At 46.0% G+C, this 26,220-nt stretch carries 23 protein-coding genes; 19 read left to right on the forward strand and 4 right to left on the reverse strand.

Annotated features, from left to right (window positions below; translation table 11 throughout):
• Nucleotides 1-292: 292 nt before the first annotated feature.
• Nucleotides 293-1,606, reverse strand: a complete 1,314-nt coding sequence (locus OKX00_RS01130; RefSeq protein ID WP_265409080.1) for an NCS2 family permease — start codon at nt 1,604-1,606, stop codon at nt 293-295.
• Between the two features lie 213 nt (nt 1,607-1,819).
• On the opposite strand from OKX00_RS01130, the gene OKX00_RS01135 reads away from it, so the two are divergent.
• A complete protein-coding gene (locus OKX00_RS01135; RefSeq protein ID WP_053356420.1) occupies nt 1,820-2,347 on the forward strand; it encodes a YwhD family protein in 528 nt (175 codons plus the stop codon).
• Nucleotides 2,348-2,631: 284 nt separating this feature from the next.
• Nucleotides 2,632-2,844, forward strand: coding sequence for a hypothetical protein (locus OKX00_RS01140; RefSeq protein ID WP_265409081.1), 213 nt, complete (start codon nt 2,632-2,634; stop codon nt 2,842-2,844).
• Between the two features lie 195 nt (nt 2,845-3,039).
• Here OKX00_RS01140 and OKX00_RS01145 read toward each other — a convergent pair whose 3' ends face one another.
• Nucleotides 3,040-5,106 carry a transglycosylase domain-containing protein gene (locus OKX00_RS01145; protein ID WP_265409082.1) on the reverse strand — a complete coding sequence of 689 codons (2,067 nt, stop codon included), beginning with the start codon at nt 5,104-5,106 and terminating at the stop codon, nt 3,040-3,042.
• A 126-nt stretch (nt 5,107-5,232) separates the two neighbouring features.
• On the opposite strand from OKX00_RS01145, the gene OKX00_RS01150 reads away from it, so the two are divergent.
• The 11 genes from OKX00_RS01150 (at nt 5,233) to OKX00_RS01200 (ending at nt 15,934) form a co-directional block, all read left to right on the forward strand.
• Nucleotides 5,233-5,355 carry a hypothetical protein gene (locus OKX00_RS01150; protein ID WP_265409083.1) on the forward strand — a complete coding sequence of 41 codons (123 nt, stop codon included), beginning with the start codon at nt 5,233-5,235 and terminating at the stop codon, nt 5,353-5,355.
• A 196-nt stretch (nt 5,356-5,551) separates the two neighbouring features.
• Nucleotides 5,552-6,847: an amidohydrolase gene (locus tag OKX00_RS01155; RefSeq protein WP_265409084.1), complete on the forward strand. Its 1,296-nt coding sequence runs from the start codon at nt 5,552-5,554 to the stop codon at nt 6,845-6,847.
• Nucleotides 6,848-7,362: 515 nt separating this feature from the next.
• Nucleotides 7,363-8,301 carry a ketopantoate reductase family protein gene (locus tag OKX00_RS01160; protein WP_265409085.1) on the forward strand — a complete coding sequence of 313 codons (939 nt, stop codon included), beginning with the start codon at nt 7,363-7,365 and terminating at the stop codon, nt 8,299-8,301.
• A 128-nt stretch (nt 8,302-8,429) separates the two neighbouring features.
• A complete protein-coding gene (gene speE / locus OKX00_RS01165; protein WP_265409086.1) occupies nt 8,430-9,257 on the forward strand; it encodes a polyamine aminopropyltransferase in 828 nt (275 codons plus the stop codon).
• Nucleotides 9,258-9,477: 220 nt separating this feature from the next.
• Nucleotides 9,478-10,356, forward strand: coding sequence for an agmatinase (gene speB, locus OKX00_RS01170; protein ID WP_265409087.1), 879 nt, complete (start codon nt 9,478-9,480; stop codon nt 10,354-10,356).
• A 130-nt stretch (nt 10,357-10,486) separates the two neighbouring features.
• Entirely contained in the window at nt 10,487-12,265 is a 1,779-nt protein-coding gene (locus OKX00_RS01175) for a PAS domain S-box protein (protein ID WP_265409088.1), read from the forward strand.
• Nucleotides 12,266-12,437: 172 nt separating this feature from the next.
• Complete coding sequence (locus OKX00_RS01180; protein ID WP_265409089.1) at nt 12,438-12,881, forward strand: YwiB family protein; 444 nt, start codon at nt 12,438-12,440, stop codon at nt 12,879-12,881.
• Nucleotides 12,878-14,548 carry an arginine--tRNA ligase gene (gene argS / locus OKX00_RS01185; RefSeq protein ID WP_053356424.1) on the forward strand — a complete coding sequence of 557 codons (1,671 nt, stop codon included), beginning with the start codon at nt 12,878-12,880 and terminating at the stop codon, nt 14,546-14,548. The genes OKX00_RS01180 and argS overlap by 4 nt, the downstream gene beginning before the upstream one ends.
• Before the next feature lie 38 nt (nt 14,549-14,586).
• Nucleotides 14,587-14,718 (forward strand): hypothetical protein, encoded by a 132-nt coding sequence (locus tag OKX00_RS01190; protein ID WP_265409090.1) that lies wholly within the window; start codon nt 14,587-14,589, stop codon nt 14,716-14,718.
• Nucleotides 14,719-14,982: 264 nt separating this feature from the next.
• Nucleotides 14,983-15,156 (forward strand): XapX domain-containing protein, encoded by a 174-nt coding sequence (locus OKX00_RS01195; protein WP_062238484.1) that lies wholly within the window; start codon nt 14,983-14,985, stop codon nt 15,154-15,156.
• A 19-nt stretch (nt 15,157-15,175) separates the two neighbouring features.
• A complete protein-coding gene (locus OKX00_RS01200; RefSeq protein ID WP_265409091.1) occupies nt 15,176-15,934 on the forward strand; it encodes an alpha/beta fold hydrolase in 759 nt (252 codons plus the stop codon).
• On the opposite strand, the gene uvsE is transcribed toward OKX00_RS01200, so the two are convergent.
• Together uvsE and cls are read right to left on the reverse strand one after the other, a co-directional pair.
• Nucleotides 15,927-16,880: a UV DNA damage repair endonuclease UvsE gene (gene uvsE / locus OKX00_RS01205; protein ID WP_265409092.1), complete on the reverse strand. Its 954-nt coding sequence runs from the start codon at nt 16,878-16,880 to the stop codon at nt 15,927-15,929. The genes OKX00_RS01200 and uvsE overlap by 8 nt on opposite strands.
• Nucleotides 16,881-16,947: 67 nt before the next feature.
• Complete coding sequence (gene cls / locus OKX00_RS01210) at nt 16,948-18,150, reverse strand: cardiolipin synthase (RefSeq protein WP_265409093.1); 1,203 nt, start codon at nt 18,148-18,150, stop codon at nt 16,948-16,950.
• A gap of 232 nt (nt 18,151-18,382) precedes the next feature.
• Here cls and OKX00_RS01215 point away from each other — a divergent pair, with 232 nt between their 5' ends.
• The 6 genes from OKX00_RS01215 (at nt 18,383) to meaB (ending at nt 26,215) form a co-directional block, all read left to right on the forward strand.
• On the forward strand, nt 18,383-20,530 hold the full coding sequence (locus tag OKX00_RS01215; protein ID WP_265409094.1) for a (Fe-S)-binding protein: 2,148 nt from the start codon (nt 18,383-18,385) through the stop codon (nt 20,528-20,530).
• A 335-nt stretch (nt 20,531-20,865) separates the two neighbouring features.
• Complete coding sequence (locus OKX00_RS01220) at nt 20,866-22,047, forward strand: acetyl-CoA C-acetyltransferase (protein ID WP_053356430.1); 1,182 nt, start codon at nt 20,866-20,868, stop codon at nt 22,045-22,047.
• Nucleotides 22,048-22,064: 17 nt separating this feature from the next.
• Nucleotides 22,065-22,916: a 3-hydroxybutyryl-CoA dehydrogenase gene (locus OKX00_RS01225; RefSeq protein WP_265409095.1), complete on the forward strand. Its 852-nt coding sequence runs from the start codon at nt 22,065-22,067 to the stop codon at nt 22,914-22,916.
• Between the two features lie 31 nt (nt 22,917-22,947).
• Nucleotides 22,948-24,090, forward strand: a complete 1,143-nt coding sequence (locus OKX00_RS01230) for an acyl-CoA dehydrogenase (protein ID WP_265409096.1) — start codon at nt 22,948-22,950, stop codon at nt 24,088-24,090.
• A gap of 18 nt (nt 24,091-24,108) precedes the next feature.
• Nucleotides 24,109-25,251, forward strand: a complete 1,143-nt coding sequence (locus OKX00_RS01235) for an acyl-CoA dehydrogenase (protein ID WP_062238266.1) — start codon at nt 24,109-24,111, stop codon at nt 25,249-25,251.
• A 10-nt stretch (nt 25,252-25,261) separates the two neighbouring features.
• Nucleotides 25,262-26,215, forward strand: a complete 954-nt coding sequence (gene meaB, locus OKX00_RS01240) for a methylmalonyl Co-A mutase-associated GTPase MeaB (RefSeq protein WP_265409097.1) — start codon at nt 25,262-25,264, stop codon at nt 26,213-26,215.
• Nucleotides 26,216-26,220 lie beyond the last annotated feature (5 nt).

The raw sequence follows: 26,220 nt of genomic DNA on the forward strand, positions 1-26,220 counted from the left end.
AAATACCTCTAACATAAAAGTCAGAGGAGCAGCCGTGGAAGTCAAAGTAAAAGATGACTACGGCAATAGCGCAAGTCAAACCGCACAAGGAAAACTGAATATCAATTAAATAAATCTATATATACTCAAAGAAGCCAGCTGAATGGTGATCAGCTGGCTTCTTTCCCCTTTTTTATATCATTTTGGAGAAAACTCCATGTATAGCGTATTTTTGATTTTCTATCATATTGGGCCTCGCATAGTAATGCTCAGCTGAATGCATACCAGCAATATGCTTTAAAGAACTTTTTTATTAATGAGGCAAGAAGGCGAGCTGATAGAAAAACAATACTGCAAACAAATACACGAGAAACGGTACTTCACGCCATTTGCCGCGGGCAATTTTTAAAAGCGGGTAGGAGATGAACCCGAAAGCAATCCCTGTTGCGATGCTTGATGTCAGCGGCATGGTCAAAATGATAATAAAAGCAGGGAACGCTTCGTCCAGCTCATCCCATTTGATCTTTCCTAAAGCGCCAAGCATCAGGCTGCCGACAATGATCAACGTCGGAGCTGTTATCGCTGAAAGGCCGGATATGGCCCCCACCAGCGGCGAGAAAAAGGCAGATACGATAAACAGAACGGCAACTGTAACAGATGTAAGGCCTGTACGTCCTCCGGCTGCTACACCAGAAGAAGATTCAATATAAGCGCTTGTCGGACTTGTTCCAAGAGCTGCCCCAACTGTAGTTGCTACAGAATCCGCAAGCAAAGCTTCGCGGGCCTTTGGCATTTTATTATTTTTCATTAATCCGGCTTGCTCGGCGACACCGACCATCGTTCCAGTTGTGTCAAAAATGGTGACGAGCAGGAAGGAGAAGACAACGGCAAATAGTCCGTAATGAATGACGTCAGCAAAAGCGGTCATCGGGTCTCCGAAAATGAAGATCGATTTTGGCATCTCTGGAATAGAGACGATGCCGTTAAATTTTAATTGTCCGGTAAAGTACGCAATAATTCCGGTGATGATCATTCCAAAGAATAGTGCACCGTTCACATTCAAAGCCATTAAGATGAGCGTAATAGCCAAGCCGGCGAGCGCAAGCATAACGGAATGAGAATGAAGGTCTCCCAAAGCGACAAGGTTTTCTTTATGAGCGGTGATGATCCCCGTCAAACGCATCCCGATAAAGGCAATAAACAATCCAATTCCAGCGGTGATGCCGTATTTTAAGTTGGCGGGAATCGCCTCGATTAATTTTTCGCGAAAAGGTGTCAATGATAGAATGACAAAGATAATACCAGCTACGAACACAGCGCCAAAAGCGGTTTGATACGAGATATTGGTATGGTTGCCGACGACTGAAAAAGCGAAATAGGCATTGAGCCCCATTCCCGGCGCGATGGCGATTGGCAAGTTGGCGAACAGTGCCATCCAGAGCGTTCCAACAACCGTAGCGATAATGGTTGCTATGAAAACTGTATTAAAAGGAACCCCGGCAGAGTGAAGAACAATAGGGTTGACGACAACGATGTAGACCATCGTTAAAAAGGTTGTAATCCCTGAAATGACTTCGGTTCTTACGTTAGTTCCGCGTTCTTTTAGTCTAAAGAATGATGAAAACATGGGTGTACCTCCAATAAATACGAACGTTTTTTTGAATACTTAATTATAATATTCGTTTTTAGGATGTGATGCAATCTATTTAAACACGTTTTCCCTTTGTATTGTTACCTCTTTATCTTCATATGATACGAGAGTAAAAGGCATTGCAGTCTTAAATCGCTGAGAGTTGTGGTAAAATAGAGATAGAATTGAAGTGATGTCGGGAGGTTTATCATGAAGGATATTTTCGGATCAGATCAGAATAAAAACAAAAAAGGCATGGGATTCACGATTTTAAGCGGTGACTCTACAGACGGCCATGGCGGTTACGGAGTAGGAGCGTTAAGCCTTGACCATATGACGCCTGTCATCGTAGACCCTGTTGATGGTGATGCCTATGTGGACATGGGTGCGATGCATGCCCGCAGTGATATAGAAAAGCGTATTAAATTTACGCCTGACCGAGCCAATACTCCAAATCCAAGGTTGTACTGGCTCGTCTGGGTTACGATTAACCGAAATGAAGAAGGGCCTTTCTATTACGGTGTGACTGCATGTGAAATGCAGATTGATGCAGAAGCACGGCGAGGCTATAAAAGCCTGCCTGAGCACGTGAACCGAATGGATAAATCATTAAAAGGCCATGTTATCATCGACGACATGGATGAAAAATCAAAAGTGCTGCTGGGAGAGTTTTTGAAAAACCATGATGAAGGCACGTTTAACCGTTCTCCAGAAGGAGTAAGGAAATTATTGCCATAAAATTGGAAGAGTTATGAACCTTTTTTGAACATTTTCTAAAAAACTTGTGACAATTCCGTGGAATACAGTAAACTGAAACTAGCATTGCACACACAATGTTGCTAGGACAATAAACAGCCCGGGAGCTTTGGAGCACCCGGGCTGTTTATTTTGTCGAGGTTTTTGTTCGAGCGCTTTTTTGAAAAGGCTGTTTTCGTAACCTTTGTTGCTCTTGGGAATGGTTGATTTCCGTTTCAGGCTGCTCGCTTTAACCGGCGTAAACGCCTACTTTCGCGGGGCGTGCGATGAGCCTTACCGGCGCCAGCGCCTACTTTCTCTGCGAGGCCCTGCGGGTCTCACCTGTCCCGCCAGTCCCGCAGGACAAGGAAGGCTTGGGCAGCGTTATATCGCACGAAGAAAATGTGAAATTCATTTTCGAGGAGTCTCGCACCTTGCACTCCAATCAACTTGTCAATGAAGACTCTTTACAAAAATGTTCCAAAGCAACAATCTATTAGAAAAGAGCCTTTGAAAATGATGCGTTTTGCAAGTAAAATGTGTCGAATCGCAAGTAATTCGGGCATTTTCGCAAGTAACGCACGGAAAGTCGCAAGTAATCTTTGTCGAAGCGCAAGTAATAGCATCAATTCCGCAAGTAAACCAAATGATCCGCCCTAAAACACCTGAGAGCGGATCCTTTTATCCTCATTAAATTAATGCCACCAAGGAAAGACCTTCTGAAACCACCCTTTTCTCTTCTGATCGAGTCCGCTGTCATCCAGCGGGCGGTCCCCCGCATGCTCGTGGCAGTATTCTGTTGGCTCTGTTCCTTCTATATAATACGTACGCCGCTTCACTGGGCAATTTTCTGTAGCAAGTTTTCCGTTTTTTGGATTGACCATCACACTGACGACGCCTTTTGGCTTCTTAAAGGCAGTTGCTGGCTCATTTTTTAAGGCGTCTTCCATGTAATGGACCCAGATTTTTTTGGAATAGCTCCCATCGTTGATCCGGTTGATCTCTTTTCCCTGGTCATAGCCGATCCAGACGCCTGTTGTGAGCTGCGGTGTAAAGCCGACCATCCAGCTGTCGGTCGGTGTGGAGCCGGATTTTCCAGCAGCCGGACGGGTCAAGTACTGATCAATGCTTGAGCCGGTGACCTTCGTGTAGTCGTTCAGCTTTTCATCAAACATCCCTTTCATCAAGTCGGTCATAACGAAAGCGGCCCGTTTGTCGAGAACCTGTTTCTTCTTATATTGATGCTCATAAATAACGTTCCCTTTGCTGTCGGTGATTTTCTTAATGAAAACCGGTTCAACCCTTTTGCCTCCGTTCGCGAATAGGTTATAGGCGTTCGTCATCTCCATGACGCTTACCCCTTTTGTTCCGAGAGCTAAGGAAGGAACACTGGATAAAGGGCTCTTGATCCCGAACTGGCGCGCTGCTTTGACAAGTTTTTTCGGCCCGAGATAAAGGTTGGTCTTGACCGCATAAATATTATCGGATAGCGCCAGAGCTTCAGAGAGAGTGATGAAATCATAGGCATACAGGTTGTTGTAGTTCTTTGGCTCATAATCCTTTTGCCCGTCCCCCATCGCAAACGAGGTCGGTTCACTCTTAATGGCAGTGGATGGCGTATAGCCGTTTTTTAACGCTGTATAGTACAAGAATGGCTTAAAGGTTGAACCTGGCGCACGTTTTGCCTGGACGGCCCTGTCAAATGGACTTTCTGCAAAACTCCGGCCTCCGACGAGTGCTTTAACGTCTCCGTTCCTCGGATCCATGGAGACAAGAGCGGTCTGAATGGAGGAATTTTGATCGATTCGTTCCTCAATCTCCTTTTCGGCGGCTTTCTGCATGGAAACATCCAGGGTCGTGTAGATGTGAAGTCCGCCAAGCTCTACCAGCTTCGGGTCGATTTTTAGCTTGTTCTTCAGTGTCTTCATAACCTCAGCCTGAAAGTAAGGCGCGATTTTTGGCTTTTGTTCTTCTTTTTCGCTCACGATCGTAAGCGGAGCTGCAGCTGCAGCCGCTGCTTCCTTCTTAGACAAGAACTGGTTTTTCTCCATTGCTCTTAAGATGATGGACTGCCGCTCTTTTGCCCGTTCTTCATGATAGAGAGGAGAATAATAGGCTGGCCCTTTTGGTATGCCTGCCAGCATGGAGGCTTCGGAAACGTTGAGATGGCTTGAATCTTTGCCGAAATAATAAGCAGAAGCGGATTGTATGCCATATGTTCCGTGGCCGTAATAGATGGTATTTAAATAACCTTCGAGAATATCATTTTTTGAATAATTCATCTCCAGCCTTATCGTGTATAAGGCTTCCATCGCTTTTCGAAACCACGTTTTATCATGAGTTAAAAAGAGATTCCTCGCAAACTGCTGGGAGATGGTGCTCGCTCCCTGAACCTTTGCTCCGGCTCTGATGTCTGCCAGCAGAGCGGCTGCGATTCGTTTTAGATCGAAACCGTGATGATGATAGAAATTCTTATCTTCTATGGCGATAGTCGCCTGTATAAGGGCAGGACTCATTTTATCCAATGGAACCCAAAAACGCTTCTCACCGGAATTATTGATTTCGCCAATCTCTTCTCCATCCCGGGCATGGATGACAGTCGTCTGCGGAACGAGCAAAGGAGGAGGGCCCATCAGTTTGGCCAGCAGCAGCACGCCGAGAAGGCATACAGCCATTCCTCCGCCCATAAAGGCGGCCAGTTTGCCGATTGCTTTTGCTTTTTGTAGTGCAGTGTACTCCTTCCAGCGCTTGATCCAGGACATGCCTATACCCTCCTTCATTTTTTCACTAAATGTTTGCATAACCATTGATGCACTTTGGAGCGGTTGATTTCCGTTTCAGGCTGCTCGCTTTTACCGGCGTAAACGCCTACTTTCGCAGGGCGTGCGTTGAGCCTTACCGGCGTAAACGCCTACTTTTTGGCGCAAGCGCCTGCGGGAGTCTCAATTGTCACGCTCATTCGCAGGACAAGGAAGGCTGCGGCAGCGTTATATCGCACGAAGAAAATGTGAAATTCATTTTCGAGGAGTCTCGCACCTTGCACTCCAATCAATTTGTCAAGGGAGCTCTGTGCCAATAGTGACCATGCTCAATATTTTTAAAATAAGCTTTTCATTAACTAGTATGGGAGGATAAGGCATCTTCTAAACGTAGGGAGAGAGGGAAATGTTATACTTGTCCCATACAGAAGGACGAAACGGGAGGGTTATGGCGTTGATTTTAAAAAATGCACGATATCTTAATGAAATGAATGGAACCTGGACGGCGAAGCAGGATGATATATTAATAGAAGGAAATACGATCAAAGAGATAGGGAGACTGGAGCACCTGTACAGCGATCATGAAGTGTGGGATGTGAAGAACTTTCTTATCATGCCAGGCCTCATCAACGGGCACCAGCATACACCGATGTCCTTGTTGCGCTGCTACAGTGATGATCTGCCATTAATGGATTGGCTCAATAAAAAGATGCTGCCGGCAGAGATGAAGATGACGAGTGAAGACCGCTACTGGGGAGCCATGCTGTCCATGGCGGAAATGATCAAAAGCGGTACGACGGCCTATGCCGATATGTACATAGATATGGACACGATTGCAAAAGCGGTGCAGGAGACCGGAATACGTGCCTCGTTGGCAAGAGGGATGATCGCGATGGACTCCAACTACAGTGACCGTATCGAGGAATCACGCCAGCTTGTGGAGCGATGGCACGGAAGCGCTGAAGGTCGGATCACGGCAATGGTTGCCCCGCATTCACCATACATGTGCCCGCCGGATTTCTTGAGTGACGCTGTAAAGCTGGCAAAAGAACTGGATGTGCCGCTGCACACCCACCTTGCAGAGACCTCGGATGAGCGGGTGATGATTCAGGAACGGCACGGCATGAGCCCGGTGCAATACTTGCAGGCGGCTGGATTTTTTGAAGATACAAGGGTTGTTCTTGCGCACGGCGTTCACTTTACGGAAGAAGACCTTTCCATTCTGGAATCGGTTAAGGGCGGCATCATTCACAATCCGGTGAGCAACGCCAAGCTCGGGTGCGGAACAAGCAATGTGGTCGAGCTGAAAAAACGCGGGCTTAATGTAGGGCTGGGAACAGACGGTCCGGGAAGTGCGAGCACGCTGGACATGTTTATGGAAATGAAGGCAGCAGCGTGGATGCAAAAATTGCTTCATGAGGATGCTTCTGCCCTATCCGCTCATGAAGTATTGACCATGGCAACGCAGAACTGTGCTGAAATTCTTGGGATCGGCCGGGAAACAGGAAGTATTGAACCTGGCAAAAAAGCGGATCTGCTGTTTCTTAACATGAACCAGCCGCATCTGCTGCCGGCACATCATGATGCCTCTCTGCTTGTGTATGCCGCTGCCGGACAGGATGTAGATTCCGTTATGATCGATGGGAAGATTGTTATGAAAAATCGGGAACTGCTGACGATGGATGAAGAAAAAGTGATGTATGAAGCGAAGCAAAGTGCAGAAAATCTTTTGAAGCGGCTTTAATGAGGCTTTCACTGACAAATTTTTATAATGATGGTATGATAAAGGCAGAAACGTAATAAAATAAGACCGCTGGCATGCTGGCCAGCGGCTCTCAATAGTCGGCTCTCCCCAGGGGGATCGGCTATGATTCAAAGCAAAGTCAGAAAAATAGACCGTTTCCTTGAGTTGGGGCTGAAGGGCGGTCTATTTTTTATGCGATAAAACAGAAACGATAAGGGACGCAAAAGCGACCGCAAACATAAGCGCTTCAAATATCGTCAGAGGCATCACCCCCTTTCGCGTAAAGCCTTTACACGATTGGTTGAGCTTTTAGCTTATAGGAGTGCGCCGACCACCCTAAGGAACCTATACTATTGTCTTCTCATTATACCATCTGCCCCGAGATAACATTCAATGTAAAAAAAGATAGGAAAAAAGGCGGCTATGGAAACCCTTTTTCATTTGGGTATCCATTTACTTTGCGGTACTATAAAAAGAGAGAAATTTCCGAATATAATAGAAGGCAAGGTGAGAAGATGAAGGTTGTTGTGTTTGGTGCAGGCGCCTTAGGAGTCTATTTTGGGGGAAGGTGGCTTGAGGCGGGCCACGAGGTCTCCTTTTTAGTACGGGAAAGAAGAAAGAGAGAGATCGAGGAGCAGGGCCTGTTTATCCATAGTGTGGCAGGAGATTACGAGCTGGATGAACCAAAGCTGATTCTTCATCCGGATGAGGCGGGCTCCTGTGATCTTGTTTTGCTATCTTTAAAAGGCTATCATCTTGAACAGGCGCTTCCTTTCCTGAAACTTCTTGTTGGACAGGGAGCTCGAGTCCTTCCTCTGCTGAATGGGATCGAACATATTTATAAGCTTCAGGACGAGCTTGGAGAGGATGCTGTGCTCGGCGGCTTGGCTTTTATCATTGCCACCCTGGACGAGAAAGGGCATGTGATACATACGAGCGGGCAGCATGACATTGTTTTTGGTGCGCTAGTTTCTTCACAGCAGGAAATGTGTGAATCCCTTTATCAAATAATGGAAAAAAGCAGGATGAATGCTGCACTGAGTCCTGACATTATTAAAAGTCTCTGGCAAAAATATATGTTCATTACGGCTTTCTCAGGAGTAACAACGGCAGCCAACCTGCCAATTGGAAGAATACGAGAACAAGAGGAGACACTTCAGCTGTTCCGTTCCGTGCTGACGGAAATGAAGAACCTTGCCAATACTTTTCAAGTCGGACTGGAAGAACAGGACATTGAGGAGACAATGGAACGAATTGAAAGCCTTCCTTACGAAGCTACTTCTTCCATGCATCAGGACAGACGCAAGAGCCTGTTTCTTGAGGTTGATCATTTGCAGGGAGGCGCACTAAGGCTGGCGGAACAAAGCATGCTGGAGCTGCCGTATACCGCAGCTTTGTACGCTTTAATCAAGCCGTTTGAAAGCGGTGTTGTCTCAGTTTCAGCAAAACCGTAGATCGTCAGCTCCCTGGTGTAAGGTTTAACCGAAATTGCGTGTGGAATAACAAAAGGGTAAATGCTATAATCGTTATGTTTGTTAAAAGAACAACGATGCCTGGCATTTCAAATAGAGGAGTGATGAACGTGGAATTATGGTTCACGGAAAAACAGACGAAAAACTTTGGGATTACTGCGAAAATTAAACGCACATATGTGACGGAGCAAACAGAATTCCAAAAGCTTGATATGGTAGAAACAGAAGAATTCGGAAACATGCTAGTGCTTGACGGTATGGTCATGACCACGCAAAAGGACGAGTTTGTTTATCATGAAATGGTAGCACACGTACCTTTGTTTACTCACCCGAACCCAACCCAGGTTCTTGTTGTCGGCGGAGGAGACGGCGGTGTCATCCGTGAAGTACTGAAGCACCCTTCCGTAGAAAAAGCAACATTGGTTGAAATCGATGGCAAGGTTATTGAGTATTCAAAGCAATACCTTCCTGACATCGCAGGTGAGCTTGATAACCCGCGCGTGGAAGTAAAAGTGGATGACGGCTTCATGCACATCGCAACAAGCGAGAACAAGTATGATGTGATCATGGTTGACTCTACTGAGCCTGTAGGGCCTGCTGCGAAATTATTTGAAAAAGGTTTTTATGAAGGTATCTCAAAAGCGCTGAAAGAGGACGGTATTTTCGTTGCTCAAACAGACAACCCTTGGTTTACACCTGAATTGATCTCAAAAGTATTTAAAGACGTGAGCGAAATCTTCCCGATCACCCGTCTTTATACGGCGAACATTCCGACGTACCCAAGCGGGCTCTGGACATTCACGATCGGTTCAAAACAATACGATCCATTGGAAGTGAACGAAGAGCGTTTCCATGACATCGAAACGAAATACTGGACAAAAGATCTTCAAAAAGCAGCCTTCGCATTGCCGAAGTTTGTAGGAGATCTGATCAAGTAAGGCTGAAGCCGAACTTCAGCGATTATGAAAAATGAGGCGTTTCGCAAGTAAAGTCTCCTTTTTCGCAAGTAAAAGACCGATTTCTGCAAGTAAACTTACCAGTTTTGCAAGTAAAGCCGGCAGTTTCGCAAGTAAACCCATCATTCTCGCAAGTAAATTGCCAAAATGGTCTGAAAGCCGGAGCTGAAGCCACACAGAAAGAGAAAGGGGCAGCAAAATCATGCGATTTGACGAAGCCTATTCTGGAAATGTATTTATTTTAAGCAAACAGGATTATGATAATGCAGATGCGGTCCTCTACGGAATGCCGATGGACTGGACGGTATCGTTCCGCCCGGGTTCACGATTCGGCCCTGCAAGAATCCGTGAAGTGTCTTTGGGGCTTGAGGAATACAGCCCATACGCGGACAAGCACCTTGAAGAAGTAAATTATTTTGACGCAGGTGACATTCCGCTTCCGTTCGGAAATCCGCAGCGCAGCCTTGATCTTATCGAAGAATATGTTGCAACATTGCTTGACGCCGGCAAGTTTCCACTTGGCATGGGCGGGGAGCATCTCGTATCTTGGCCGATTTTTAAGGCATTGAAGAAAAAGTATGATGATTTTGCCATCATCCATATCGATGCCCATGCTGATCTTCGGGAGCAGTATGAGGGAGAGCCGCTTTCCCACTCCACTCCTATTCGCAAGGCGTGCGGTTTGATCGGAGCGGAAAACGTCTACTCTTTCGGTATTCGTTCCGGAATGAGAGAGGAATTCCAATTTGCCAAAGAATCCGGCATGCATATGCATAAGTTCGATGTGGCTGAACCTTTGAAAAAGGTACTTCCTGCGCTTGCCGGCCGCAATGTCTACGTGACGATTGACATTGACGTTCTTGATCCTGCTCATGCACCGGGTACGGGAACAGCGGAAGCAGGTGGAATCACATCCAAAGAATTGCTGGAAGCGATTCACTTAATCTCCGAGTCTGACATCAACGTGATTGGTGCTGACCTGGTTGAAGTAGCTCCGATCTATGACCCTTCTGAACAGACGCCGATCGCTGCGAGTAAATTCCTTCGGGAAATTCTCCTCGGCTGGGTCAACAAAAAATAATAGTGTAAACAAAGGACTAAAGCCTTTTGTAGGTTTTAGTTTTTTTGTGTCGAAAAAAGTTACAAAATTGTGTCTATTTTGATATAGTTATTAAGGTAAATGAATGCAAAAGCAGAAAGGAGCGAGGGGAATGGGAAATAAGCTTACAAGGTCTACGATGCCTTTTATGCATCAGCTGTCGGATGCCATCATACTTCTAAACAAGGATTTTTCTATACAGGAGATCAATTCAGCCGCAGAAAAAATGACAGGCCGGGCACAGGCGGAGCTGAAAGGCATACCCATCTCAAGCCTCCTTCCAGACTTGAATATAAAACGAAACAAACAGCAGGCTGTATTGTCTGGAGATATGCATGATTCGATGATTGTGGATGTGAGTATAGATGATCTGGGAACAGATGAAGCATATCAAGTCTGTATTCTCAAGCCTGTAACTGAAAACACAGATGTTGAGGAAGTTAACTCAGGAGCTATTGAAAATTTTCAGGAAGATCTATTGGTTACCCTAACTAATATTGTGCCTGACTTTATCGGGATTAAGGACGGATATGGGAAATTTGTTTACGCCAATAAATTTTCGGGTGATATATTTGGTTACCCGCATACAGATTTTATCGGAAAAACCGATGCTGATCTTGCTCAGTTAGTTCCTTATTTCAAACCGGTTTTTGATTATTGTATTGAAACCGATGAAGGGGTTTGGCAAGAAGGCAAACTTCAGCGTTGTGTAGAAAAGATTCCGACGGCCTCAGGCGCCAGGATTTTTGATGTATACAAGATTCCAGTCTTTGATGAGGAAGGCGTTCGGAAAAACTTGCTCGTTTTCGGGCGGGAAATCACAGACCAGGTATTGTCCCATGAAAAATTGCAGGAAAGCGAATCGAGATACAGGCTATTGGCCGAAAACTCTACAGATATAATCTCCACTCATAATGTGGAGGGAGAAATGCTCTACGTTTCACCTGCATGCGAACAGCTGCTCGGATATACCCCTCAGGAATTGCTGTCCAAAAAAGCCTTTGATCTCTTTCATCCAAGTGATATTAGGCGATCGCTGAAGGTACATGAACAACTGTTAAAGGGAAGCGAAATCAGCAACTTCCAATTCAGGCTGAAGAGCAAAAAAGGCGAATACCACTGTGTTGAAGCGACCTGCCGGGGAATTAAGGATGAATTAACCGGTGAAGTCATTGAAATTATCGCTGTTACACGGGATATATCGGAACGGCTGGAAGCGGAAGAACTGCTTCGCAAGTCTGATAAACTTTCGATTGTAGGCCAGCTTGCGGCTTCGGTAGCTCACGAAATCCGGAATCCGCTTACCGCACTGAAGGGTTTTATTCAGCTTTTTCAATCCAAAGGAATCGTGGACTGCGAGAAATATTATGGCATTATGCTGGATGAGCTGAACCGGATTGAGCAAATCATCACGGAACTGCTGATCCTTGCCAAACCTCAATCCAAGACGGTCGAAAAGAAGGGCATCAAAGAGCTCATTCATTACGTCGTGGACCTGCTTGACCGCCAGGCTCTTGTTCACAATGTCCATATCGTTTGTGATTTGGAGGAAAATCTTCCTCTTATTAACTGTGTGGAAAATGAACTGAAGCAGGTGTTTATTAACTTAGTGAAAAATGCGATTGAAGCGATGCCGGATGGAGGAATCATCCACATCGACAGTGAGCGCAAAGGCAGAAACATTGAAATTATTATTCAGGATCAGGGATGCGGAATCCCGCCTGAAAGCCTAAAGAAACTGGGTGAGCCGTTCTATTCGACAAAAGAGAAGGGAACCGGGCTCGGATTAATGACGAGCTATAAAATCATCCAGGAGCATTTCGGTCAAATCAATATAGAAAGCGATTCCGGCAGAGGTACAGCTGTTAAAATCATCCTTCCAATCGCATGACGCACTTCCAGAAGGAGAAGTGCGTTTTTCTTTGTTTGAGGGTAAGGTTGAAGAAATAGGGAAGAATCCTTTATAATAGTTGAGTTATAATCAATAATCATATGAGATTGGCATACAGAACAGATCAGTGCTTCTGTATTTTAATAGAAATGATAAAAAGGACGGATCCGACATGGAAGGACAAGACGCTGTAATATCGGTCAATTTAAAAATGGAAACCGTCATTCAGCATGCAAAGGAGAAAGATGTACATAAAGGCGAAGCGGAAGGAACCCTTTACCGCAAAGGGGATAGTACGTTTCTCAAATATACGGAAGTTATAGAGGGCGCCGGTTCAGTCAACAATGTAATTAAAATGAACCATGAGGGCATAGTCATCTTAAGGAGCGGCAGTGTGGCCATGCGCCAGAAGTTTTTGATCGGGCAGACAACACAGGGGATGTACGATACCCCATATGGCCAGCTATGGATGGAAACAACCACACATCAAATGAATTTCCGATGGAACCAGCAGAGCAAAGAAGGCGATTTGCTCTTGAAGTATGGACTTGTACTGCAGGGAGAAGACACAGGCAATTATTCGATAAAGATCAATTTTCAGGAGGCAAAGTCATGAACGTTGTAGACCAGGTAAAGCTACATTTAAAACAAGAGGTTGAAGAAGCGGTAATTAAGGCAGGATTGGCAGAAAGAGAACAGCTTCCAGAAGTGGTTCTTGAGATTCCAAAGGATAAGTCGCACGGGGACTACGCGACCAATATGGCGATGCAGCTCGCTCGTATTGCCAAGAAAGCACCAAAAGTGATTGCAGAAGAAATTCTGAATCATTTTGATAAAAGTAAGGCATCCATCAGTAAGCTTGAAATTGCAGGTCCGGGATTCATAAACTTTTACATGGATAATGCGTATTTAACAGACTTAATTCCAGCTATTCTTAAAGCAGGAGAAGATTACGGAAGAACAGAATTTGGCGGTGGAAAGAAGGTTCAGGTTGAGTTTGTATCAGCGAATCCGACAGGAAATCTTCACCTTGGACATGCGCGCGGAGCAGCAGTTGGTGATTCTCTTTGCAACATCCTTGATCGTGCAGGATATGAAGTCTCCCGTGAATATTATATTAATGATGCGGGAAACCAGATTAATAACCTTGCTTATTCCATTGAAGCACGATACTTTCAGGCACTTGGGCAAGAAAAGGAAATGCCGCAGGACGGATACTTCGGTAAAGATATTATTGAATTCGGAAAAGACCTCGCTGAAGAGTACGGAGACAAATGGGCTGCAGCTGATGAAAAAGAGCGTTTCAACTTCTTCCGACAATACGGCCTTGAGAAGGAACTTGAGAAAATCAAAATCGATCTGGCTGAATTCCGGGTTAATTTTGATGTATGGTATTCTGAAACGTCCCTTTACGAATCCGGAAAGATCGACAAGGCCCTCTCGAAACTGAAAGATGCAGGGGTTGTCTATGAAGAAGAAGGCGCTACTTGGTTCCGGACAACGGACTTTGGCGATGATAAAGACCGTGTTCTGATTAAGAATGACGGGTCGTATACGTATCTGACACCGGATATCTCTTATCACCAGGATAAGCTTGACCGAGGATTTGAGAAGCTGATCAACATTTGGGGAGCAGATCACCATGGTTATATTCCTCGAATGAAGGCGGCCATCCAGGCGCTTGGCTATGATCGTGAACAGCTCGATGTTTTAATTATCCAGCTTGTTTCCTTGTTCCAAAACGGGGAAAAAGTAAAGATGAGCAAACGTACGGGAAAAGCTGTAACCCTGAAAGATCTAATGGAAGAAGTAGGCATAGATGCAACTCGTTACTTCTTCGCGATGAGAAGCTCTGACACTCATCTTGATTTTGATATGGACTTAGCGGTTTCAAAATCAAACGAGAATCCGGTATTCTATGTGCAGTACGCACATGCCCGAGTATGCAGCATGCTGCGCCAGGGTGCGGAGATGGGCTTGTCCTGCGACGGAGAGCTTGACCTTTCTCACGTCTCCTCTGAAAAAGAGGTTGAGCTGCTGAAAAAGCTCGGCGAATTCCCGGCTGCGATTGATGAAGCTGCTGATAAGATGCTCACTCACCGCATCACGAACTATGTATTTGAACTGGCATCTGCACTGCACAGCTTCTACAATGCTGAGCGAGTGCTCGATGCTGAAAATAAAGAAAAATCAACCGCTCGCTATGCGTTGATGAAGGCCACTCAAATCACGATTGAAAACGCTTTGAAGGTTGTGGGTGTTTCCGCACCTGACCGAATGTAAATAGAGGAAAAGGGGCTGTCCAAGAAGTCTGTAAGCTGTTGATTTCCGTTCCAGGCTGCTCGCTTTTACCGGCGCGAGCTCCTACTTTCGCGGGGCGTGCGGTGAGCCTTACCGGCGTGAACGCCTACTTTTTGGTGCAAGCACCGGCGGGAGTCTCATTGTCACGCTAGTCCCGCAGGACAAGGAAGGCTCCGGCAGCATTATATCGCACGAAGAAAATGTGAAGTTCATTTTCGAGGAGTCTCGCATCTTCCACTTCAATTAACTTTTCATTGAAGATTTTTCAAGCCAAAAAGGGGCTGCCTGAAGGTCAATTTCCGACTTTCTGGACAGCCCCTTTTTTTTATGTCCAGCGCAAGCGGCCAGGCGCTTGCGCTTTTCTGGGGGATAAACAGCGTATCACTGGAGACCATAAACGGAGGGAGGAATGCAGAATGAAGCTGGTTATTTTAGCACTGATTACAGGTGCAGCTGTAGGCATTGTTTTTGCCATGCTTAAGCTGCCGATTCCTGCTCCGCCAGCCTTATCGGGCATTGCCGGAATCGTTGGGATTTACCTGGGATACAAGATCTATCTTTGGGCATTTTCGCTTTTTATGAAGCCATGAATAAAAAGGGGTGGTTTGTATGGCAGCAAGAGATGTGCATACATCTTACAGAGAATCGGGGTCAGGTCTTCCTCTTGTTTTTATCCACCCTCCAGCACTGACTTCCCGTATTTTTAAGTATCAGCATGAAGGGCTAAACCAGAATTTCAAAGTGATTACATACGATATGCGGGGACATGGCAACACGCTGTGCAGGGAGGACTCGTTCAGGATTGGAACACTGAGTGATGACCTGCTTGCTTTGCTGGATAAACTGGAAATCGAGAAGGCTATCCTGTGCGGTTATTCTGCGGGAGGTACGGTGGCTCAGGATTTTGTTCTGCGCTACCCTGAGAGGGTGCGGGCTCTCGTGTTAAGCGGAGGTTTTCCGCAAGTAGCGTCCTGGTTTTTAGAAAAAGAATTCAGGCTCGGGATCCATCTTGCTGCACATTATCCTCTCTTTTTAATAAACGGTTTGGCTTGGTCCCATAAAGTGGATGGAGAGGACAGGCAAGAAATTGCAGAGGAATGCAAAAAAGGCAGCCAGATGATCTGGCGACGTTTTTATGAGGAAAGTATGAAGTATAGCTGCACGGAATCCTTGCCAGAGATCCAAGTACCACTGTTATTGTTCTACGGTTCCCGGTCCTTTTATTTTTTACCCTATCAGGAGATTTATCAAAGACTCGTACCGCATACCGATACCATCATCGTTCCGGGAGCATTCCATCAGATCCCGGTTAAACAGTACAGATTCTTTAACCACGCACTGACTCATTGGGCCGAGTCCGTCAGATGATCAAGGTGCCTCCGCTCATCCGTTTGATTCCCCTTACCTTGGCGAGTTCACCAATCAATCGAATGAGGGCGATATCCTTCTGTTTTGCTTCGATCATCACATCCAGCTCATCCGTAAATGGCTTGATCATTTTAAAGAAAGGCATCACATAGTCGAGGCTTACGAAGTCATGATGGCTTCGGTAGGCCTTTTCTGTTTTTGGTGAAGATAGATGGACTTTAGGCGGCCGCCCGGTGCCTTGCCATGTCGCAATAAAACGGGGAAGAAGTACTTCCAGCGGAACGGAACTGGGGTTGGCCAGGTGATGATGGTAATCAAACATCATGGGTATCCCTTCAGCTTCACATATGTCCAGCGTTTCTTCAGTCGTATAGGTTTTATCGTCATTTTCAAGTGTCATGGCCTGTTTAACGGGAGCAGGCAGTTTGTTAATATTTTCATGGAAACGTGCTATGGAAGATTCTTTATCCCCATAAGTACCGCCAACATGGATGTTGATCCGTGCTTCCTTTTCAAGACCCATCGCCTGGAGCATGGCGTAATGGTATTCCATGTCTTTCACAGCATTATCCGTAATATGCTCCTTGGCGCTTGTAAACAGGGTAAACTGGTTTGGATGCAGACTCACACGGAGGCCGTGGGCTTTCACAAGGTCCCCAACCGCACGAAACTCCTCAGCAGTATGCTTTAAATACTCCCATTCGACGTCAGGGTGAGTCGCCAGCGGAACGATCGAGGAAGACATGCGATATAAAGGAAATTGAGAAGCGATGTTGTAGTGAATGATTCGCAGTGCATTTTTTAAATTTGTTTTTGTAATGGAAATTAGTCGCTGTTCCCGTTCCTCTTTTTCAAGCTTTGACCAAGTGGCAAAAGTCATCGTTTTTGACGGTGATGAATCGAAAAGGGTAAGAGCGGTGGAAACAAAACCAAAAGATACAATCATTGCAGCAGCCCCTTTGAAGTCAAGTCATACTCGTACATTCACCGTTTAAGCATAACTTAAACAAAACTTATAAAAAAGGTAAAAGAACCCGTGAGATCTGAATTTTTGTTTTTGTCCAGAGCGAGAGCGTGTCCAAAGCCGTGACTTGCAGGGTTTCGGAACGGGCTAAGTCTGCTTCAATGGCCTTCAGCGTCACTTTAATCAATTCGGGATCATGGAAAATGCAGTTTACTTCTGAATTGGTAAACATGCTTCGCAGATCGAAATTTGTTGTGCCAATATCGCAGATTTTTTCATCGACCATAAAAACTTTCGCATGGAAAAAACCTTCATAATACTGGTCGACACGGCATCCGGCTTTTAACAGTTCCCTCAGGTACGGATAGGAAGCTTCTTTTACGAGCGGATGATCGGATTTCATCGGGACAAGCAAGATTACCTCCACACCGCGTTTCAGTGCACGAAGGAGAGCTCTCTGCAGGCTGGCATCCGGTATAAAATAGGGTGAGCCGATAAAGATTCGGGTTTGGGCCTGTTCAATTCGCTGCAAGAAGAACGAATAGATCTGTTTGGATGAGAAAAGGGCTGTAAAAGTCTGAGGCCCCTCTTCAAGTTCCGGAAAATAAGAATTCCCGCTTAACTTTTCACATGAAGCCTCCTCCCAATCGAGAAGAAATTGGTGCTGCAAGGAATGGATTACAGGGCCATCCAGCTGTAAATGATAATCGCGCCAATCCCCAAGCTTCGGATCCCTTCCTAAATATTCGTCTCCTACATTGAATCCCCCGGTAAATCCTTTTTTTCCGTCAATAATCGTTATTTTCCGATGGTTTCTACGGTTCAGTTTATAAAAGAAGTAAGGAAATTCGGGCTTAAAGCTATAGGCAAATTGAACCCCTGCCAGCTTCATTTCATGTATGGCTTTCTTTTTTAGGAAAAAACTGCCCATATAATCGACGAGCAAACGGACAGCTACTCCTTCTCTCGCCTTTCTTTTCAGAAGAGATGTCATCTCTTTGCCGATGCAGTCCTCATTGAAAATATAAAATTGAATATGTAAATGATGTTTGGCTTGTTCTATTTCCTCAAACAACGTATCGAAAAAATCCGTACCGGTCGTGATGAGAACCGCTTCCCCCGTACAGACAGCAGGATCTTCCAGCTCCTTTTTCGCAACATTTTTCTTGCCTAATTGAAAATCGAGCCAAATAAACACTGCTATTATAACGGCTGCAAGCAGGAGGATTAAAATACTGTATACGATGGCCATGGCGGTACTCCTTTCTTGTGGAAATAGGTCTGATTAGTATCTCCAAGAATCAAGAGAATCATCGGTGTCAGGCACCCGAAAAAATTTTTTTGAATATTATTGACTGAATGCTCATTCAGTTATATTTTTTATGTTATAATGGTTTCAGAAAATTCTCCCCTTTTTGAATAGTTATTTAAGGTATATATAGGAAAAGGGAAAGCAACAGACAAAGATGAAGGGAGCATAATTGATGAACGGTTTACTGATTTTGAACTGGATTGCCTTTATTCTTGTAACCGCTTACGCCATCTATTTGTTTGCATATGTGGTAAAAACGCGGTATGAATTCATCAAAATGGGTAAAAAAGTCGAATTTGACCATACCGTGCAGGAACGGATTAAAGCTGTGCTTGTCAATGTATTCGGTCAGAAGAAGCTTTTAAAAGATAAAAAGAGCGGGATCATTCATGTGTTGTTTTTCTATGGATTCCTTCTTGTCCAATTTGGTGCGATTGATTTTATATGGAAAGGGCTTGCCCCTGGGTCTCACCTCCCGCTCGGACCGCTTTATCCCGGGTTCACATTTTTTCAGGAAATCGTAACTTTCCTCATACTTGTGGCTGTCGTTTGGGCGTTTTACCGCAGATATGTCGAAAAGTTGGTACGCCTTAAACGGGGATTTAAAGCAGGACTTGTATTACTGTTCATTGGCGGATTAATGCTTTCCGTCCTTCTTGGCAACGCCATGGAAATCCTTTGGCATAACCAGGAACTTGAATGGACGGCACCGATTGCTTCAGGCCTCGCTTATATCCTGGGCGGGCTCCCGGAAGCTGCAGTCGTCACCATATTCTTTATCGCATGGTGGCTTCATCTGCTGTTCCTTCTCACGTTCCTTGTCTATGTGCCGCAGTCCAAGCATGCTCATTTGATCGCGGGCCCGCTGAATGTTTGGCTGGGAAGGAAGGATAAAGTAGGAAAACTTTCTTCCATCAATTTTGAAGATGAGACACAAGAAGTTTTCGGCGTCGGTAAAGTGGAAGACTTCAACCAAAAGCAGCTTGTCGATCTGTATGCTTGTGTAGAATGCGGACGCTGTACAAATGTTTGTCCGGCCACAGGTACAGGCAAAATGCTTTCACCGATGGATATGATAATTAAAATAAGGGATCACCTCACTGAAAAAGGAGCGGCGGTTACTTCACGCACGCCTTGGATGCCTTCCTTTGCTTTCGCGAATACAAAAGGCAACCAGATTGCTTTTGAAGCCGCAGGAAAAGGACAGGGCGCCAAAGAAATGGCTGCTGCGACAGACGGAAGCTCCGCGTTAAAGTTTGAATATAATATTGAACTGATCGGCGAAGTCATGACGGAAGAAGAGATCTGGGCATGTACCACTTGCCGAAACTGTGAGGATCAATGTCCGGTCATGAATGAGCACGTGGATAAAATCATCGACATGCGCCGCTATCTTGTCCTTACAGAAGGAAAGATGGACGCAGATTCCAAACGGGCCATCCAAAATATCGAGAAGCAAGGAAACCCTTGGGGAATTTCCAAGAAAGAAAGAGAAAACTGGCGAGAGCTTCGCGAAGACGTTTCGGTTCCTACAGTAAAAGAAATGGAGAAAGCCGGAGAAGAATTTGAATACTTGTTCTGGGTTAGCTCGATGGGCGCTTACGACAACCGAAGCCAGAAAATCGCACTTGCTTTTGCAAAAATCATGAATGAAGCTGGCGTCAAGTTTGCCATCCTTGGAAACAAGGAAAAGAACTCCGGAGATACGCCTCGACGAATCGGAAACGAGTTCCTGTTCCAGGAAATTTGCAACAGCAATATCGCGTTATTTGAAAAACATAATGTGAAGAAGATTATTACGATTGACCCGCATGCCTATAATTCCTTTAAAAACGAGTATCCGGAGTTTGGCTATGAAGGTGAGGTCTATCACCATACAGAGCTGCTGGCAGATTGGATCAAGGAAGGACGCATCACACCGAAATTTGAAGTGGATGAAGTCATCACTTACCACGATTCTTGCTATCTGGGACGTTATAACGAGGTTTATGAACCGCCTCGTGAGATTTTAAAAGCGATCCCTGGGGTGAAGCTTGTTGAGATGAACCGCAATCGCCAAAATGGCATGTGCTGCGGTGCCGGCGGCGGGATGATGTGGATGGAAGAAAAAGCCGGTCAGCGCGTCAACGTTGCGAGAACGGAGCAGGCGCTTGAAGTGAATCCAACGATGATCGGAAGCGGATGTCCATATTGCTTAACGATGCTGAGCGATGGAACAAAAGCGAAGGAAGTAGAAGACAAGGTTCAAACCTTGGATGTCGTTGAAATCCTTGAGCGTTCCTTGTTTGGTTCAGCAAAAGAAAAAGAACTCGTGCAATAATGTTTTGGTTAACCTGCTGTCAAAAGGCAGCAGGTTAACCCATGAATCTTCGTTGACCGAGCGTTCGCTCGGGGGAATTTGTAAGCGTTTTAATTATGAACTGCTTTCTGAAAAATGGTTGCATAAAATAGTCTTCATTGAGGATTGATTGTAGTGGAAGGTACGAGACTCCTACGGGACGAGCGGGACAGGTGAGACAAAGTAGGCGCTTGCGCCAAGTTGGCTCACCGCCCGCCCCGTGGAAAGCGAGTGTCCTGAAACGGAAATCAATTTCTACAAAGAGCATCGAAGATTAAAGGAAAAAACTTTACTTTTTACAAAAGGAGAGGATTCTCATGGGTAAAACAGTCATTGTCAGCGGTGTACGTACACCGATCGGTAAGTTTGGCGGATCATTAAGCACATTATCTGCATCTGATCTAGGTGCAGCAGCGATTAAGGAAGCGCTGCAAAGAGCGGATGTCAGAGCAGACCAAGTAGATGAACTGATCATGGGCTGTGTGCTGCAGGGCGGACAGGGACAGATCCCTTCTCGCCAGGCTGCCAAGAAAGCGGGATTGCCTTGGGAAGTTAAGACCGAGACCATCAATAAAGTGTGTGCTTCCGGAATGAGGAGCGTAACCTTGGCGGATCAGATTATCCGTGCTGGTGATGAAGAGGTCATTGTAGCCGGCGGTATGGAATCAATGAGCAATACACCTTACATTCTTCCAAAAGCTCGCTGGGGCTACCGTATGGGAGACGGCCAGGTGAAGGACTTGATGACACATGACGGGCTTACGTGTTCTTTTACTGGCGTTCACATGGGGACGTACGGAAACCAAGTGGCGCAAGAGCTTGAAATTTCGCGTGAGAAACAGGATGAGTGGGCATTCAGGAGCCATCAAAGAGCCGTTTCTGCAACCGAGAATGGAACATTTGCTGAAGAGATTGTCTCTGTAGAGGTGCCACAGCGAAAAGGAGAGCCTGTTTCTGTAACAGCAGATGAAGCACCAAGAAAAGATACGACTGCTGAGCGTTTGGCTAAACTTGGGCCGGTCTTTTCTCAGGAAGGAACCATTACAGCCGGGAACGCTCCTGGAGTTAACGACGGTGCAGCAGCTCTTGTTCTTATGTCAGAAGAACGGGCGCAAAAAGAAGGAAAAGAAGTGATGGCTGCCATTCTCGGGGCTGCTGCAATCGCTCTTGACGCAAAGGATTTTCCAAAAACACCGGGCCTTGTCATTAACGAACTGTTGAAAAAAACAGGAAAAACGCTCGAAGAAATCGACCTTTTTGAAATTAACGAAGCTTTTGCAGCAGTGGCGCTGGCAAGTGCAGAGCTTGCGAACCTTGATCTGGAAAAAGTAAACGTAAACGGCGGAGCGGTAGCCTTAGGGCATCCGATCGGAGCAAGCGGAGCGAGAATCATTGTTTCATTGATTCATGAACTGAAAAGACGCGGCGGAGGACTGGGAATCGCATCCATCTGCTCAGGCGGCGGCCAGGGTGATGCAGTTCTTATTGAAGTGAAATAAACAAAGGGGGAATCAGAATGAACGTCAAGACCATCATGGTAATCGGAGCCGGACAAATGGGCTCAGGTATCGCTCAAGTATGTGCAATGGCAAATTACAAGGTTTTTCTCCACGATCTTAAAGAAGAATTTGTACAAAAAGGACTGGATTCTATTTCACGGCAACTCTCTCGCCAGGTGGAAAAGGGAAGAATGGCAGCCGAAGAAAGAGAGGCTGTTTTAGAACGCCTCCACCCTTCAACGAGCATTCAAAACGCAGCAGATGCAGACCTGGTCATTGAAGCAGTGGTAGAAAATATGGAGGTCAAAACCCAGATGTTTAAGATGCTTGATGAGATGGCGCCGGAACATGCCATTTTGGCGAGTAACACCTCTTCCCTTCCTATTACTGAGATTGCAGCTGTAACGAAAAGGCCGGAACGTGTGATCGGCATGCATTTTATGAATCCGGTCCCGGTGATGAAACTCGTTGAAATCATCCGCGGACTGCAAACAAGTGACGAGGTATATAACGTCATTGAGACCGTGACGAAACAGGTAGGCAAGGTGCCTGTTGAGGTTAATGATTTTCCTGGCTTTATTTCCAACAGGATCCTGATGCCGATGATCAATGAGGCTATTTTTGCACTCTATGAAGGAGTGGCTGAACCGGAAGCTATCGATGAAATTATGAAACTGGGAATGAATCATCCGATGGGGCCGCTGACCTTGGCAGATTTTATCGGTCTTGATACATGTCTATACATTATGGAAACACTCCAGGAAGGCTTTGGAGATGACAAATACCGGCCTTGCCCGCTTCTTCGCAAATATGTGAAAGCTGGCTGGCTCGGAAAGAAATCAGGTAAAGGGTTTTACACCTACAGCTGATGCAGGAATGCTTGGACAGGGGGAATAAAACGTGAATCTCACGTTTACAGAAGAACAGCTCATGATGCAAAAAATGGTGCGCGATTTTGCACAGAAAGAAATTGAACCCATCGTGGATATGATGGATGAAAATGATCAGTTTCCAACAGAAGTTGTAAAAAAGATGGCTGGACTGGGCCTTATGGGGATTCCCATACCCGAGGAATACGGCGGTGCAGGGATGGACTACACCTCGTATATTATTGCTATTCATGAATTGTCGAAGGTGAGTGCAACGGTTGGTGTCATTCTTTCTGTTCATACAAGCGTTGGAACCAATCCGATTTATCATTTTGGAAATGAAGAGCAAAAGCAGCGGTTTATTCCAAAGCTCGCAAGCGGTGAATATTTAGGTGCTTTCGCTTTAACGGAACCGGGCGCGGGTTCTGATGCAGCAGCCCTCAAAACAAAAGCCGTAAAAAAGGGCGATAAGTACATTCTGAACGGATCTAAAATCTTTATCACCAATGCGGGTGCGGCAGATACGTATATCGTTTTTGCTTCGACAAACCCTGAAGCGGGAACAAAGGGAATTTCAGCTTTTATCGTAGAGAAAGGCTCACCAGGCTTTTCGATCGGAAAAAAAGAGAAGAAGATGGGGCTGAACGGTTCGAATACGTGCGAGATTATCTTCGACCAGGCGGAAATTCCAGAAGAAAACCTGCTCGGGACTGAAGGGGAAGGCTTCAAAATCGCATTAAGCAACCTTGAAGCCGGCAGAATTGGCATTGCAGCACAATCACTCGGGATTGCCGAAGCAGGTCTTCAGCATTCCCTGGAATACGCTAAAAGCCGCAAACAATTCGGAAAGCCGATCGGTGCCCAGCAGGGACTTGGGTTCATGCTTGCGGACATGGCAACAAAAGTAGAGGCGGCCAAACTTCTGACCTACCGTGCTGCTAACCTTCGTACCCTGGGCATTCCGTGCAAAAAAGAGGCTTCGATGGCAAAGCTGATCGCTTCACAGACGGCGATGAAGGTGGCGATCGACGCTATTCAGGTACACGGGGGATACGGCTATACGAAAGAGTACCCGGTAGAGCGTCTGTTCAGGGATGCCAAAGTTTGTGAGATCTATGAAGGAACGAGTGAAATTCAACGTATCGTGCTGAGCAAGCACTTATTACAAGATTAAACTGGGAGGCAAAAGAACATGCAATTTCAACTATCTGAAGAACACGAAATGATCCGTAAAATGGTGCGTGATTTTGCAAAAAAGGAAGTAGAGCCGACAGCTGCAGAGAGGGATGAAGAAGAGCGGTTTGACCGTGCCCTTTTCGACAAGATGGCAGAGCTTGGCCTGGCAGGGATCCCTTGGCCGGAAGAATACGGCGGAATCGGCGGGGACTATCTTGGGTATGTCATTGCGGTTGAAGAGCTTTCCCGTGTCTGTGCTTCAACTGGGGTAACACTATCAGCGCATACTTCACTTGCTGGCTGGCCGATCTTTAAATTTGGTTCAGAAGAGCAAAAACAGAAGTTCCTTCGTCCGATGGCAGAAGGGCAAAAAATGGGAGCCTATGGCCTGACAGAACCAGGCTCAGGATCTGACGCCTCCAATATGAAAACAACAGCCAGAAAAGACGGCGATGATTACATTATCAATGGTTCTAAAATCTTTATCACAAATGCTGGCGAAGCTGAAATTTATGTGGTGTTTGCGATGACAGACCAATCTGCAGCACACCGCGGCATTTCCGCATTCATCATCGAAAAAGGAACACCGGGCTTCTCCTTCGGTAAGAAAGAGAAAAAACTCGGGATCCGTTCTTCACCGACATTGGAGCTCATTATGGAAGACTGCAGGGTTCCTGCAGAGAACATGCTCGGCAAAGAGGGAGAAGGCTTTAAGATCGCCATGATGACACTTGATGGCGGACGGAACGGGATCGCGGCGCAGGCTGTCGGAATCGCGCAAGGTGCGTTGGATGCTGCTGTAACCTATGCCAAAGAAAGAAAACAGTTTGGAAAATCCATCGGACAAAATCAGGGAATCGGGTTTAAATTAGCCGATATGGCCACAAAAGTAGAGGCTGCAAGACTGCTAACCTATCAAGCAGCGTGGCGTGAAAGCGAAGGCCTCCCATATGGAAAAGAATCCGCGATGTCCAAACTGTTTGCCGGTGACATCGCCATGGAAGTAACGACGGATGCCGTGCAAGTATTCGGCGGATACGGGTATACAAAAGAGTATCCTGTTGAACGGTATATGCGCGATGCGAAAATTACTCAAATCTATGAAGGAACACAGGAAATACAGCGACTGGTTATTTCCAAAATGCTTCTGAAAGATTAAGGAGGACGAAATGCACCCTTTGGCCGAACGCATAAAAAACAAAGATGAACGAGCGCTTGCGAGAGCCATTTCCTATGTTGAGAACGATCACCCCGAAAAGCTTGAACTGTTAAAGGACATTCATTCTCTTCAGAAAAAGGCTCATTATGTGGGCCTTACCGGTTCCCCTGGTGCAGGCAAGAGCTCCCTCGTCAACCGGCTGATCACCTTTTTGCGCAGCAAGGGCATGAGGATCGGTGTGGTGGCGGTTGATCCGACCAGCCCGTTTAGCGGCGGCGCTATTCTTGGTGACCGAGTGAGAATGAGTGAACACTTTACAGATCCAGATGTTTTCATCCGCAGCATGGGAACAAGGGGAAGCCTTGGCGGTCTTGCCAGGACAACAAAGGAAACCGTTCGGCTGATGGATGCTTATGGTTTTGACGTGATCCTCATCGAAACGGTGGGGGTTGGCCAGTCCGAGCTTGATATTATGAAAATTGCCGACAGCATTGCCGTTGTATTAAATCCGGGAAGCGGTGATGTGGTTCAAGTTTTCAAAGCAGGAATCATGGAGATTGCCGACTTGTTCATCGTCAATAAAGCGGATTTTCCCGGTGTGCCAAAGCTTTTGTCTGAAATTGAAGCAATGCTTGATCTTGTGAAACATGATGCACCATACCGTCCGCCGATCGTTCAGACAATCTCTGTTCAGAACAAAGGGCTCCAGGAGGTATGGGATCAGCTGAGTGCCCACCGCCATTACCTTGATGAAAGTGGTGAGGGAGAAGAGCGGCGGGTCCGCAGCCTGAAACAGGAAGTCATAGAAGTCGTGCACTACGAGCTGATGAGAACCCTTCTTATGAGAGAGGAAAGCAACGGATATTCATGGCTTCCCGATGTGCAGAAGGGGCAGCTTGATCCGTATTCGGCTGCAGAGAAAATCCTCGAGGATTGGGAGAAAAACCAGGACAGAAAAGAGTGATTGCT

Origin of the sequence: Fictibacillus sp. KU28468, assembly GCF_026153615.1 — a bacterium.
Taxonomy (GTDB): domain Bacteria; phylum Bacillota; class Bacilli; order Bacillales; family Fictibacillaceae; genus Fictibacillus_C; species Fictibacillus_C marinisediminis.